This window comes from Variovorax sp. CCNWLW186 (assembly GCF_037203865.1).
GTDB lineage: Bacteria > Pseudomonadota > Gammaproteobacteria > Burkholderiales > Burkholderiaceae_C > Variovorax.
In genome coordinates, this window is sequence record NZ_JBBCBO010000007.1 from 1 (window position 1) to 12,781 (window position 12,781).

Genomic DNA, 12,781 nt, shown 5'->3' on the forward strand with positions numbered 1-12,781 from the left:
TTGGCGTTGTAGCCGTAGGTGACGCTGGTGCTGCTGGCGCCGTTGATGCTCTGGGTGAAGCCGGTGAGCTGGTTGCTCGTGGCGCCTACGGTGTAGGTGCGGCTGGTGGTCTGGCCGTTGAGGGCTCTGGTGCTGCTGCTCCGGTTGCCGTTGGCGTCGTAGCCGAAGCGGGCGGTGTCGCCGGTGGCGTTGAAGCCGGTGATGTGGCCCACGGCGTCGTAGCCCACGGCCCAGGTGATGTCGCTCGCGCCGATGGTGCTGTGGGTGGGGTCGGCATCGCCCGGGCCGTAGAGGGTCTGCGTTAGGCTGGTGATGCGCCCGGCGGCGTCGTAGACGTAGCGGCTGAACTCAGTGGCGGTCATGCGGCCGGCGGTGTCATAGCTGCGGCTGGCGGCCAGGCTCGGGCTGGCGAAGGCCCAGGTCCAGGCGGTGGGCTGGCCCAGCGGGTTCCAGGCGATGCCGGTGACCAGCGGATTGCCGTTCAGGCTCAGGCCCGTGAGGCGGCCGGTGGCGTCGTAGCTGTGGGTGAGCAATCCGCCGTTGTTGGGATAGCCGATGCTCGCCAACGTGCCGTTCGGGTTGTAGCTGTAGCTGACCTGCTGCACGCTGCCGTTGGCCAAGGTCTGCTTCTTCAACGTGACCCGGCCGAAGCCGTCGCGGGTGTACTCGGTGGTGCCGCTGCGGTCGACGATCTCCGAGAGATAGCCCTTGCTGTTCGCCGAGAGGTCGTAGCGCAGGGTGGTGGTCTTGCCGTCGGCGAAGACCAGGTTGGTGGGGCGGCCCAGGGCGTCGCGGGTGATGGTGGTGGCCTGGCCGAGGGCGTCGGTGATCTGGGTGGGCAGGCCCAGGGCGTCGTACTGGGTGCTGGCGGGGCCGGTGTCGGCGCTGCTCTCGGCCGTCGCGTTGCCTTGGGCATCGCGCGTGTAGCTGGTGGCCACGCCCTTGAAGTCCTTGGCTTCGGCGACGGCGTCGAGGGCGTTGTACTTGAGTGTGGCGGTGGCATCAACCGCGTCGGTCACGGCCTTGACTCGGCGCAGACCGTCCAGGCCGTACTGGGTGCTCTGGTTCAGGCCGTTGGACTTGGTGGTCAGCTCGCCGTTGGCGTCGTAGCCGAAGGCGCTGGCCTGGTTGGGGCCTTCGGTCTGGGCGCTGAGGCGGTTGATGGCGTTGATGGTACGCGCGGTGTTCCAGGCCAGGTTGCCGGCGCTGTCCTTGATCTGCTCGGCGGTGCGGTTGCCCATGCCGTCCAGGGTGTAGGTGCCGCTCTCGCCGCGGTTGTTGCTCCAGCCGATGAGGCGGTGGGCGGCGTCGTAGCTGTAGGTGAGAACCAGGCCGGTGGGCAAGGACATCGTCTCGACCGTGCCGTAGGGCTTGTAGGTGAGCGTGGTGGTCTGGCCGCCGACGGTCTGGGCCAGGAGGCGGTCGCGCGGGTCGTAGGTGTAGGTGGTGACGAGGCCGTTGGGGGCCGTCATGCTCTCCACACGATTCGCGTTGTCGTATGTATAGCTGCTGACGTGGCCCAGGGCGTTGGTGCTGGTGAGGACGTTGCCGCGCGGGTCGTAGGTGTAGCTGGTGACGGCGCCGTTGGGCTCGGTGGCGGTGGCCACCAGCTGCTGGGCGTTGTAGGTCCATTGCCACAGCTGGGCCTTGTTGGTCGCCGTGTCGGTGACGGTGCGCGTCAGGACGTTGCCGAGGGCGTCGTAGGTGTAGGCGATGGTGCGGCCAGCTTCGGTCACCAGCGCAGGCAGCGAGAACGTCGGGTGCCATTGCGTTGTCGCTGTCTGGGCTTCGGGGGTGCCGGAGGCGCGTGTGACCGAGGTAGGCAGCCGGCGGGCGACGTCCCAAGTCGTGGTGGTGATCACACCCTTGAAGTCGGTCTCGCTGGTGATCAGACCGTTGACATCCTGCACGCGCGAGGCGGCGTCGCTCTTGCCTTCGCCGGAGGGCAGCGAGCCGTACGTAACTGCAAGCTTGCCCTTCCTGGCTCCGTAGTTATAGCTGCGCCTCGTGCCCAAGGGGTCCACCACGGTGGCACTGCCTTCATAGGAACTCACAACATGCCGATTCGCTCCCTGAGCGTATTCGGTCCTTATGGCTCGGCCCTTGCTGTCATATGCGAACTCCGCATATTTGGTGCCCGATTCGTCAAGAATCCCGGTGAGGGCATATGGCAAGCGGGCATCTTCGTAGAGATACCGACGGCTCGTGCCGTCGGGGTGTGTGACTGTAAAAAGCCGTCCCTTCCAGTCGTACGTATAGCTGACTACGCGACCATCAGAGGTACTGACGCTGGCTAGTCTGCCAGCGCCGCTATACACAAGGCCCAACGCGTTCCCCAGACCGGTGTAAATAGCAGTGAGTTGGCCGGCCGCGTTATACGCATATGAGACGACCCACCCGTTGAGTCGCGACGACGAAAGCAATCTGCCGTCGCTATCAAACTTTAGCGTCGTGTCGTCCGTCGCACGTCGATATGTCCATTCTCCGCTGGCTACCTGTGACAGTGTGTCCGGACCATCGATGGCAACCCAGCCCGAAGAGTCAGAAATCCGCATGAAGGGCCTCACGCTGCCATCGGGGGCCATAACGATCACCGAATCAGATGCAATCTTGAGGTTGGTACTGTGGTTGTGAGTCCAGGCCAAACCTAAAGAGATTGACGCATCACGTGCAGCGGCTCCGGAACTGCTGCGATACATACGAATGAACGAAAATGGCTGCGCCCCTCCGATTGCGAGATCGATTTCCGTCTGGATCTTTTCTCCAGTCAGCGGCAGTATTGGGTTGCCGACTGCTTCGCCGGCCGTTGGCGTACACATCTTCGCAGCGGGCTCTGGTGCTACGCACATCCCACTGACGGAGGTGAACCCGTTCATGCACTCGCAAACCATGGTTCGCTCGCCGCTGCCATCCAGATCCTTGGAAACCAGTTGTGAATTCGGCGCGGAGCAAGAGTACAGAATGGTTCCGGCGCAACCCGCCGAGGGATGAGTCAGAGAGCCATCTGCTTTCGAGTACAGCGGCGTGCGGCAGAAGAACCCGCCGTAGGTTTCACTCGGGAATACCCCTTTAGGCTCTTCGTAAGGGTAAGTGGAATAGTAGTTGGCAAGCAGTTGGAATGAGCGGTCGCACGCGGCCGCCGCAGTGCTGAAAAGCTCCGGCTGTGTTCTTGTCGCGGCGGGGTAGAGATCCCCATCGTTCAAACCGCAGTGAGAGGTTTGGTAAGTTCTGGTGACAGAGTCAGAAATAGTTTGACCATGCACTGGAGGAGCAAACCAACAAAGACAAACAAGAAGCGCAAGAACAGCCAGTGCAGCCTTCTTACGAATTTGGACTGGTGTGCAAAGACCGTGCTCTCGTTCAACGATTGCCTGAAGAAAAAATGCGCGCAGCATCAGCCGCCGCAGGGCGAAGACAATCGATCCCATCTAGTCCCTCGTTTTCGGCCTTGGTTCAGCACGAGTACCTCTCTCGTCGTGCTACCTGTTTTTTTCTCATTGCCAGCCTATTCAGCGCTGCCTCACAGCGACTCTCCACAGGCTACAAACTGTTTGCAAGATAGCCGAGCACCCGGGGTCGGGCAACCGTTGAGGTCGCTCTTATCCTCAGAATGAAAATCAAAGTACACGTCGAAGAAACCACGGTGTTGTCGTGGAGCGACTCCTTGCGAAGCTCGACGATCCTCGTGTCATCCGTGTGAAGTGAGCTTGCGCGTTTGGACAATGGCGTGTTACTACCGCTGCGCGAATCTCAGAATGCGAGCGAAATCTGCAAAGCGACCGTGCAAAGTCGAAGTGGTGCAGGTCAAGCAAGGACTACAAGAACCAACGCAACGATCTAACAACGCATCGATCCTGCGCAATTGCCTGCTTCGCCTCAAGTACTGCCTAGCGCCTCCTCCAACAAGGGAACCCAAAGTGCATCTCACAATTTTGGGAATGAATCACAGCCACCAGATCGTTGGCCAATCAGCCGGCGATTCAACTGCACTTCATCAGTACCTCGAGCGGGAGCTTCAATCCGGTGGATATGACGCGATAGCCGAGGAACTCAATGAAGCCGCCATCCTCCGTTGGAATTGCTCAGAGTCAACCGCTAGGAGGGTCGCGACGAGCCTCGGGATCCGTCATCGTTTCTGCGATCCCGAGCCTTCTGAACGAGCGATTCTTGGTATCCCTTCACGCGAGGAACTCGAACAGCAATTCGGGCTTGGAAAAATAATCAACAGCGCGGCAACTAGGCAATTGGATGCTGCCCAAAAAAACTATTGGCCGATCCGAGAGGCGTTTTGGCTCGCGCGTCTTCAAGAGCTCGGCGCCACCCGCATCCTATTTATCCTCGGTGCTGACCACATTCAATCATTCAGCGCTTTTCTGACCCGCGAAGGGATCAGCTTCATCTGCCTAGAGCAAAACTGGGAACCGTAGTCGCGAGCAGTTAGAGGTGAAGACGCTTTCGTAGATCGACAAAGACATCCGCATCGCTGACCCAATGCGGCTCCACTTTGTCGCTGTAAACGGTAAAGCCATTCGAAGTATCAAGTACGCCATCTACTTCCACCTCCAGCTGCACCATCAATCGCCAATGGCTATACGTACCCAGCGTTTTTTGGAAGAGATGGATGATGCTGGGCTGCAGGAATGAAGGTCGCCATACGCACAACTTCTGCGTGATGTCGCCGTAATCATCATCTATCAGCCAGTAGTCGCCCTTGCCATAGGCATCCTCAGTCCCAGGCGGGTCGAGCGCGCTGTGAAGCGCATCGTAAAGAGCCTGCCACTCACCGCTACGCACATCTTCATTCATTCGATTCCCCTGCGGTAGGCATTCGGCGCAAACCTTCTTTCATGAACTCGTCCCACAGCGAAGGTTGTATCGCCGGACTCTGGGGTCGGGGCAGCGCTTCACTTCCGAGACAAAGTCCTCGGCTTGCTTCTTTGTCATCTTTGCAGGATCCATCTTATTTTCGCTGAGGTGCCTGTCCCACTGTTCCTTGACGCCTTCACTGTGCCCGCCACCGAAATTGTGTCCCCTTGGTATGGAGCCGGTTGTCGAGCCTTCGAAGACCTCTCGCGCTGCTTCCGATAAGCCTGGCGTGATCCGGATGGGGCCGATGACCCAACGGTGCCCGCCGAGTGCGGCGAGGCCGAAGGGATCGGTAAACAGCAAAGGGTTCAGTTCTGATGGGCTTACGGATTCAGTTCGAAATCAAGATCGACCACAGTTAGCAGGATCGGCGTAACCAACGGCCGGTCCTAAAACTTGCCTGTCCCGAGCTGCTGTTCGTTTCGTCAGAACTCAACCGGGATCCCGATCTTTTGCCTCATGAGGCGCTTTCTGTACGTCCACACGCTCCACGCTCTCATCGGGGAACTGCCTGTACACCACCTCGTCGACGATCACCGCCTTCGGAAGCCCAAGCCTGTCGCGCTCGGCAGCGATCTTTGCAAACCGCGCCTCCAGGCGCCGTTTGAACGCGGGCGTTTGCGTCAACTGAAGCACTGACTGGGCCATGATGATTGCCTTTCCTTCCTCGGGTTTCCCAAGCCAGCGTGCAGGGCCTCAAACGCTGGAAGACCTACTGCGAGATTTTGAACCAGCTTGGGAGACATGCACTAACTTTGGCCCAGGCCTAAGGCGCCCCTCCCAAACCGATCGGGACAGCCAAGGTCTTTCTGGCCGCATCCGCGGTCAGTTGGTCAGCGTGCATCGGCAGCACCCCCATCTTGGCGAGCCTTTTCAAGTTAGACAGCGGCGCCGCCACATGATCGTCTACACGCATAACACCGTCGCGTAAGGCCGCAAGCGTCGCGCGCCCATTCTTCAGAAGGATGTGATCCCATTCCGACAGGCGCAAGCTATCAAGTGCAACCGCTTGTGCGGCCGTTAACGACTTTGCGCACGATTGACATTGACTCAGATACCCGATCCCTGATTTCCCGCTCCCTGCGCAGACCATGTCGAATGGAAGAACAACGGGATGTGCGCAGTGTGGGCAAGCGTCTTCCAACAAGCAATGGTGAAGCGGGCAGAAGCGCCATGGGGCGAATCGGCAGTGGATTTCGAAGTAACTCTCTCGCTGGGCCGAAAGACATTGTGGGCAGAACCGAGAGCGTGGCCGTCCCTCTCGAGTCGAAAGCAACAAGCTGGCTCCGGTCTTTCCCAGACCCCTGAGACGACCAAAGATCCTGGTTGCCAGCGAAAAATGCGCTGATACGCCACAACGCACTATCGCTTTTCGTCCGGCCTCCGACGTGATCGCCAAATCGAGGTCGCGCATCCTGGAGAGGTTCAAGTGGGCCAGCAGTGCAGCAACGGTCTCTCCTTGCGACAGGGCCGCACGGGTCATCCAGGAGGCTGGGGATTCCAGTGGAAGCGGCTTAGACAGCCCGATCAGGCCGTGCAGTTCTTCTTCAGCCTTCGGCATGGTCGAAGAGCTCCAGTTGTCCTCTGGGTGACCGTCCTGCGCGCCCGCGGCCGGCTCGAAGCGGCCGCGGTGGCTCGCTACCGAGCAACTCTATCAATTGGAGAGCGGCTCTTTGGTCGGCTGCCTCGATACCTTGTTTGGTCAACCGCTGCAGGCCGGGCTCATAGACCAGTGGCCGCATTGCCTGGTTCTTCTCGGCGGCCTGAACCAAGATCGCGTCCGCTCGTGCTAAGCCTCGCTCGAGGAGCGCGGCCACCCCGTCCACACTCGGTATTTCTATCGCCCGCGCCGAGGAGATTCTCTCTTCGGCCCTGCTCAACACGCCGAGCGCATGAATGAGACGAGACGCGCCGTCCGGGCTCACGTGGATAAGCCAGCTTGGCAGTGCGCAGGTGCGCATGGCCGCGAGGACGGCCCCGCTATCCCGTTCCAAACGGCCCTTCATTGCTCGGCACCATCCCAGGATCCGGGCGGTGGGCCTGGTCGCTGCAGCGGAGCGGCGAAGGTATCGGCCACAACGGCAGATATCGACCGCGGGGCGAAGCCATGACAACGCCGTGCCACAGTGCGGGCAGCGGTCCATCAGCATCGTCTGGTGGATAGGGCAGGCGGGCACGGCCGTGACCTCCCACTCCGTCTTGCAGCACCCGTGCTCTAACAGGCACTCCGGGCACACCTGGGCATGCTTGATCCGCAACGAAGCGACGGATCCCCAGTCCCAGCCGAGATAGGAGTATCGTCTTCGGCGATCCACATGCCGGCGGCTTTTCAGGCGCGTGATCAGCCACTCGGGTGATACACCGGTCAGGAAGGCGAGCGCCTCCATGTCGCGGGTGGTCATCCAGCGGATCGATCGCGCGCCTGCCAGGTTGGCAAGCTCCGGGAGCGCAACGCCATTGGCATGCGAGCACCGCAGCAGAAAGCCGAGACCGGATTCGTCCTCGTGGGGCGATACGGCCACTGGCAGGGGCAGCAGCTCATTCAGCATAAGGATTGCCCAGGCTGGCGTGTTTGCCATAGACACGCTCAAATGCCGTCCGCAAGTGCTCGGCTTGGATCTGAGTGGCACCCTCGTCAGCCGCGATGAGTACAGCCTCCGTGACGAGCCGTTTGAACGCCCGCAAATTGCCGCCCGTGGTTTTCTGCGCTCGCGTCGCCTCGCCTTTCTCTGCAATGAAATCGAGGTTGAAGCCTTTGCTCTGCCTGGCGAAGGCTCTGACGAAGCCGTGCCACATGGACCCGGCCTCGAACGAGTGAAGCAGATGCCGTGCGCTGATCCGACTGGCGAGATGTAGATCTACACCAGTCAGATCCGCAAGCTCCTCCCCACCGAACAGAGCAAGTCCCAGGGGCACTTCGTCCATCAGTTCCCTCAGGCAGTCGGTGACGTTGCTGCCTTCCTCTGCGCGGACGCGCATTCGGGTCTGCGGCAACAGGTGGTGGGCCTCGTCGACAAACAGGAGGCGTGTTCCCTTTTGCTTGAGGGCGTCGATCAGCACATTGCGTTTGACCGCCAGCGTATGCGTGCTGACATTGGGAAAGGGGTACCGAATCTGACGCAACAGCCCCCCGATGAGTTGCCCAACAGTTGGCCGCTTGGAAAGTCGAACCGCCAATGCGCCGTATCCTGATTCGAACAGATTGGATTTGGGCAACGAGTTCCGGAAATACCGGATCAAAGCCGTCTTCCCCGAACCTGTGGGGCCACTCACAACGACACCCTGCTGCGTGGAGAACTCTCGACTGAGTTGGAACACGCGGTCGCAACTCGTCAAGATTTCCTTGAACCCAGGGTGGCTGACCATGATGCGATCGACCGGTATTGCGGCGGCCAAGGCGTGCGGGGTGTAGGTGAAGAGCCGCCTCGCGATGGTCTGCCGCTCCTCCTCGTCGGGCCAATCCACATCGCCTTCGTTGCTGCTGCGCTCGTTCATCGCGGCCCCAGGTAGAAGGCCTCGAACTCCGGAATGTCGGCCTCGATCAACGGGGTCGGCGGTTCCACAATCAGCTGCGCGGGCGACGGCGTCTGGCGTTCCGGCACGTCCGAACTGATGATTCGGCTGGATGTCAACCCGGCGAAATGCGCAGCCTTCAGCGAGTTCTTGCGGTCCTTCGGCCGGCTCGCATTCATCCAGTGATCGTGCAGGTCCATGCGTGCAGACCTGAGTTTTTCCTGCGCACCCTTGGCAGCGAGATCTTCGCGCGCAAACTTTCGTATGTGCAGATGCTGATTCCAAGACAGCCCGTTTGCGTACTCTCCCCAGCGGCAAGGACATTGGACCCACTCTGTCAGGCGAGTCGGGTTCTGCACAAAGAGGTATCCCATGTCATTGGGGTCCCATTTGCATAGCGCCTTGAAGCGACCTCCATGCTGCTTGATCAGCGGCAGGAGTTCGGCGCTACCGTACGGCAATCCCACCAACTCCACCCCACCCTGATGGACGGTCAATGTTTTCGACAATCCGGAAATCAGCCGCATGTTTTCCCAACTTCCTGGGTAAATGGCCGGCGGGCAACGGTCCAGGCCGTCTTGGAACAGGTCGAATGGTCTAGCGAGCTTGCGTTGGTTGATCTGGAATGGGTAAACGTCGACGATGAACATCATCAATCCTTCGACCAGGTCGCCAAAGGTGATGGATGCATCTTTGTAGGGGTCGGTCTTCCTCGAGTTGGCAACGCCCTTCCGAACACGGCCCTTCGCCAGAGTCAGGTGACTGAGCCCAGCGAAGAAGCGCTCCACGTGCGGCTTCAGCCACGGAGTACGGACCCGACAGTAAGTCATGTCGATTCCCAGTTCCCAAGACATGCCTTTGAATGCGCGCGAATGGAATTCCAACCCGTTGTCCAGGACCCATTCGTCAGCGAGGCCGTGCGAGAGCCAGGGGTTCTTCAGGCCGAGTTCCGCCACCAGATCGGATTTCGGCATCACTGAATTGCGCAGGACCCCTGCGACGCTGGTCACGCCGGGACCATAGAAACTCAGATACATGCCCAGGATGTAGCCAGAGTACGCATCCATCGCCACCGTCAGCAACGGACGCCCCAGAGGTAGCCCTGTTTCATCTGAGACAACGACCCAGTCCAGCGGCGTGTGATCAACTTCGACACGCTGCAAGGGATAGGCCGCAGAGGCGCCATCCATCGTGCTGCGGCATACCATGCGCGCTCGTGCATCACCTTCGCGCGACGCGATCCGGTGATAGGCGTCGACCTCCTTAGCACGGCGACATACGGTGGCGTACCCGACCTTGGCTTGATCTTGGTTCAACTCTCCATTGCGCACAGCCAGCTTCAGTTCACGCTGAATGCAGTCGTGGGCATGCCGGAGCGAATTGCGGGCCAATGTGAAGTATTGGGTGCGCAACGTGCTTGTGATGATCTCGTCGATCTTTTTCAGCATCCGACGGCTGCGTGGTGCTGTCTTGATGTTGTCCACCAGCGAGAGCGGATTGCATTCCGCTTTGTGGAACCGTCGTGCCCAGTCCATCACTGTCGACGGGGTTGGCGCTGACGCGTCGGCTGTAGCCCGCGCAACGGTTTTGATTACCCTTGCCACCCGGACACGATCACCCCTGCTGACATGCGCAGCTTGCAATCCCTTGAGATAGCGCATGCGGTACTCGATCTGCGCACGCCAGGAGGGCGGTATCTGCGTCAGATCCACCATTGGAACCGGGCTTGCCGGTGCGAGATCATGTGGGTCATCGCCGGCGCGGGTCGTCTGCCTTCCTTCCATGGCTCCTAGCACCACCTTGTAGCGCCCCGTCCAGAGGCGCTTCATCAGTTCGGCCGTGCGCAGCGTTATCGCCCTTCGCGTCAGCGTGTCTTCGAACTGAACACGGTCTTCGGCAAGGAGGCGGGTGAGTTCAAGCGTGCGCTGGCCACTCCGCAGCACCAATCCAGTTTTCAATACGATGTTCATGGCAAATCTCCGCAGATTGAAAGGAAAAAAGAAGGGCACTGCCGTCCAATGGCAGCAGGCGCGAAGAGCGCAGATGGCGAGCGGCAATGAGGTGAAAAAGGTCTTCCCGCGATGCCCCAGCGCGCTCCTTCAGTGCATCGATCGAGACCCCCTCTTGGCAAGGCGCAATGGAACTCAGTACCCGCTGCCGCAGTGCTGGCTCGACCGCGGCCTTTCGATAGCGCAGCACGCGCGCTGCACGTTCGTGAGCCTTTCTTTCTCGAATGCCGCTTTCGTCGACGACGGCAAATCGAAAAGATCGCTCGCGCAGCTGCTCGGCGGCGTCGTCAAAGGTCGCTCGGTACCGTTCGATCTTCTGGCCGAGCTTGACCTCGATGACGGTATGGCTGCCGTCGAGGTGTCGCACCAGAAAATCAGGCGTGTAGCGCTTTCCCGATCTGAGCTTGAGCTGAAAAGGTTGATGTCTGAGATGAGCCACTCCTGGACAAAGGGCTGCGCGAAATACGAAATCGCGCTCCAGGGATGACTCGCACTCGACGGGCGAAGGGAAGATGCCGGGCAGGTTGAGCACACGCACCGTCCGTACGGGCGAGCGTGAGACCACCTTGCGTGCCGGCAAGTCGGACGCAGTGTTCATGATGTTTCTCCGGGCAAAAATCACCCCGACCCGGCATGAAAATGCCTGGTGGGAGTCTTGACAGGGGTGCTCTGCGAGAAGAAACTGCGGTTTCCACGCCGTTGAAGTTTCTTCAGCGGGGCACGCCGGTCATCCGAAAGGTTGACTGGCGTTGTCTTTTCTACATGGGCGGTTCCTCCTTCGTGGGCGGGTTCGGCCGGAGGCACTCCGCTGAGCCGGGCTGCACGTTGGGGCCAGCCGCGCCGGTGTACTGTCCCGCAAGCCAGCGGGCGACGTCTCTTGCGAGGGCGAAGCGCCCCCGTCGATGTTCGATCTGGAACGTCGGCACTGGAATCGTGCGACGCGCCACGGCCTGGTGGTAGGCCCGCATCGTCGGATAGCCAAGTGCGCCGGCGAGCGCGGCCGACGGCAGCATCAGTCCGTAGCGCTGGGTCAGACTTTCTTCCAGCGTTCTCGCCAAATCCTCGTCAATCTGTACTTCGGCCATCGTCGCGCTCGGTCGTGCGTTGTGTCGTGCATGCTACGTTGGGCTCGGCTGCTGAACAATGCTGTTACTTTCAGCGCGCTTCGTCTTTGCTTGGCTTGATGCCTACACACGTATGTCCTTGATTCGTAACGATCTTTTTCTAGTGGAAGGAGGTTGGGAAAATTTAGCCTCCGCTTTAGCGAGCGGCACAGGCGGCATAAGACTTCATGAGGACAGGTCCTACGTCACCTACCTAAGGTGCTCCAAGTGACGTCCGTCGACCGCGGACGCCTCGCCCAGGCCGTTGCACTGCGCGTTCGCTACTGGATGGCTGGCGTCAGACAGAGATTGCGGCCGACCAGCGTTGATGATCTCGCTCGCCTTGTTGAGCCGAATTTGCGTTGGCACAGCAAGCACACAGGAGAGCTCTGGCGACCAAGCAAATGGTGGGGCTACGACAAAGGCGATCGAGCACCCAGGATGTCGTTGATCGACAAAGTGGAAGCGCTGCGCCTTCCTAACGCCAGTGGAGCAGGATCAAAGGCCGAGTTCACACACATCCTCTGGGAAACCATTCAAAACCCTTATCCGACGCCACAGACTTGTCGGCGATGGATGGAGTGCCTGGATCCCGATGTTCAGGCAGTGGTCAAAGGCGCACCCGTCCTCGCCGCTGGTCGAAAGTTCAGTTACGGCATTCCGAAGCTCCGACCGTCGGATTACGAGCGCCTCCGACATCACCCTGGTCTCCACACACTTGCCTTGTTGACATTCATCGTTCAGCAAGCGCATCGGTTTGGCCATAGCACTCTGGCGAATGAAGCAGGGGCGCGGCTCGTCTCGGCACTTTGGCAGTGCAGCCTCCGTCTCGAGGACCGCGAATTGCTGCGACCGACCATGGCGTTCTTCGAAAGCTGGGTTATGCCAATGACACAGCAGGGCGCCACTCGGCTCAGCATCGGCGACGACATTGCAGCGAGAGCTAATCTCCTAAGCCGCTTGGTCAGGGAACTTGGCCCGAATGAGTCACGCCCAATCGATGAGTCCGGGCTGGACATTCGGATTCGCAGCGTCGTGGGAGGCAGGCGTTGTATCAAGCTTCGGTGGCTGTTTATGGCCGCCACCGTTCCAGTGTCAGGATTCGCCCTAACGCCGGACGAGAAAAGAAGATGCGATTGGCTACCAGCCGCCCTAACAATGCGGCTGCCGTCGATCAATGATCTTGGCACGCTATCCAGTAGAGCCAACGGCAGTTTTGATCTAAAAAACTGAAACCTACCTGCGTTGGGAGAAACTCATCCTTATGCCGATGAAATGCACAATATGGAG

At 60.0% G+C, this 12,781-nt stretch carries 10 protein-coding genes and 2 pseudogenes; 2 read left to right on the forward strand and 10 right to left on the reverse strand.

Going from position 1 to position 12,781, the window contains the following annotated elements; all coding sequences use genetic code 11:
* Positions 1 to 2,054: pseudogene (locus V9K97_RS10465) on the reverse strand (hypothetical protein); the annotation flags it as partial.
* Positions 2,055 to 2,567: 513 nt separating this feature from the next.
* Positions 2,568 to 3,428 (reverse strand): annotated as a pseudogene (locus tag V9K97_RS27280) (DUF6531 domain-containing protein); the annotation flags it as partial.
* A 510-nt stretch (positions 3,429 to 3,938) separates the two neighbouring features.
* Here V9K97_RS27280 and V9K97_RS10470 point away from each other — a divergent pair.
* Entirely contained in the window at positions 3,939 to 4,427 is a 489-nt protein-coding gene (locus V9K97_RS10470; RefSeq protein ID WP_337317895.1) for a hypothetical protein, read from the forward strand.
* A 10-nt stretch (positions 4,428 to 4,437) separates the two neighbouring features.
* Here the strand turns inward: V9K97_RS10470 and V9K97_RS10475 are convergent, their stop codons facing one another.
* The 8 genes from V9K97_RS10475 to V9K97_RS10510 all read right to left on the reverse strand — a co-directional run bounded on the left by V9K97_RS10475 (position 4,438) and on the right by V9K97_RS10510 (position 11,473).
* Positions 4,438 to 4,806, reverse strand: a complete 369-nt coding sequence (locus V9K97_RS10475) for a hypothetical protein (RefSeq protein ID WP_337317897.1) — start codon at positions 4,804 to 4,806, stop codon at positions 4,438 to 4,440.
* A 492-nt stretch (positions 4,807 to 5,298) separates the two neighbouring features.
* Complete coding sequence (locus V9K97_RS10480; RefSeq protein WP_337317898.1) at positions 5,299 to 5,514, reverse strand: hypothetical protein; 216 nt, start codon at positions 5,512 to 5,514, stop codon at positions 5,299 to 5,301.
* 118 nt (positions 5,515 to 5,632) lie between these two features.
* Positions 5,633 to 6,427, reverse strand: a complete 795-nt coding sequence (locus V9K97_RS10485; protein WP_337317900.1) for a TniQ family protein — start codon at positions 6,425 to 6,427, stop codon at positions 5,633 to 5,635.
* Positions 6,414 to 7,415, reverse strand: a complete 1,002-nt coding sequence (locus V9K97_RS10490; protein ID WP_337317901.1) for a TniQ family protein — start codon at positions 7,413 to 7,415, stop codon at positions 6,414 to 6,416. The genes V9K97_RS10485 and V9K97_RS10490 overlap by 14 nt, the downstream gene beginning before the upstream one ends.
* Positions 7,405 to 8,361 (reverse strand): TniB family NTP-binding protein, encoded by a 957-nt coding sequence (locus V9K97_RS10495; protein WP_337317903.1) that lies wholly within the window; start codon positions 8,359 to 8,361, stop codon positions 7,405 to 7,407. The genes V9K97_RS10490 and V9K97_RS10495 overlap by 11 nt, the downstream gene beginning before the upstream one ends.
* Positions 8,358 to 10,349, reverse strand: coding sequence for a transposase (locus V9K97_RS10500; RefSeq protein WP_337317904.1), 1,992 nt, complete (start codon positions 10,347 to 10,349; stop codon positions 8,358 to 8,360). The genes V9K97_RS10495 and V9K97_RS10500 overlap by 4 nt, the downstream gene beginning before the upstream one ends.
* Positions 10,294 to 10,986, reverse strand: coding sequence for a hypothetical protein (locus tag V9K97_RS10505; protein ID WP_337317906.1), 693 nt, complete (start codon positions 10,984 to 10,986; stop codon positions 10,294 to 10,296). The genes V9K97_RS10500 and V9K97_RS10505 overlap by 56 nt, the downstream gene beginning before the upstream one ends.
* Positions 10,987 to 11,146: 160 nt before the next feature.
* Entirely contained in the window at positions 11,147 to 11,473 is a 327-nt protein-coding gene (locus V9K97_RS10510; protein WP_337317908.1) for a hypothetical protein, read from the reverse strand.
* Between the two features lie 246 nt (positions 11,474 to 11,719).
* Between V9K97_RS10510 and V9K97_RS10515 the strand changes: the two genes are divergently transcribed.
* Entirely contained in the window at positions 11,720 to 12,724 is a 1,005-nt protein-coding gene (locus V9K97_RS10515; protein ID WP_337317910.1) for a hypothetical protein, read from the forward strand.
* The last annotated feature ends 57 nt before the right edge of the window (positions 12,725 to 12,781 follow it).

What these genes read in the sequence shown, in the direction of transcription:
- V9K97_RS10470 (WP_337317895.1), top strand. Translation starts at nt 3,939, where the DNA reads ATGAATCACAGCCACCAGATCGTTGGCCAATCAGCCGGCGATTCAACT.
- V9K97_RS10475 (WP_337317897.1), bottom strand. Translation starts at nt 4,806, where the DNA reads ATGAATGAAGATGTGCGTAGCGGTGAGTGGCAGGCTCTTTACGATGCG.
- V9K97_RS10480 (WP_337317898.1), bottom strand. Translation starts at nt 5,514, where the DNA reads ATGGCCCAGTCAGTGCTTCAGTTGACGCAAACGCCCGCGTTCAAACGG.
- V9K97_RS10485 (WP_337317900.1), bottom strand. Translation starts at nt 6,427, where the DNA reads ATGCCGAAGGCTGAAGAAGAACTGCACGGCCTGATCGGGCTGTCTAAG.
- V9K97_RS10490 (WP_337317901.1), bottom strand. Translation starts at nt 7,415, where the DNA reads ATGCTGAATGAGCTGCTGCCCCTGCCAGTGGCCGTATCGCCCCACGAG.
- V9K97_RS10495 (WP_337317903.1), bottom strand. Translation starts at nt 8,361, where the DNA reads ATGAACGAGCGCAGCAGCAACGAAGGCGATGTGGATTGGCCCGACGAG.
- V9K97_RS10500 (WP_337317904.1), bottom strand. Translation starts at nt 10,349, where the DNA reads ATGAACATCGTATTGAAAACTGGATTGGTGCTGCGGAGTGGCCAGCGC.
- V9K97_RS10505 (WP_337317906.1), bottom strand. Translation starts at nt 10,986, where the DNA reads ATGAACACTGCGTCCGACTTGCCGGCACGCAAGGTGGTCTCACGCTCG.
- V9K97_RS10510 (WP_337317908.1), bottom strand. Translation starts at nt 11,473, where the DNA reads ATGGCCGAAGTACAGATTGACGAGGATTTGGCGAGAACGCTGGAAGAA.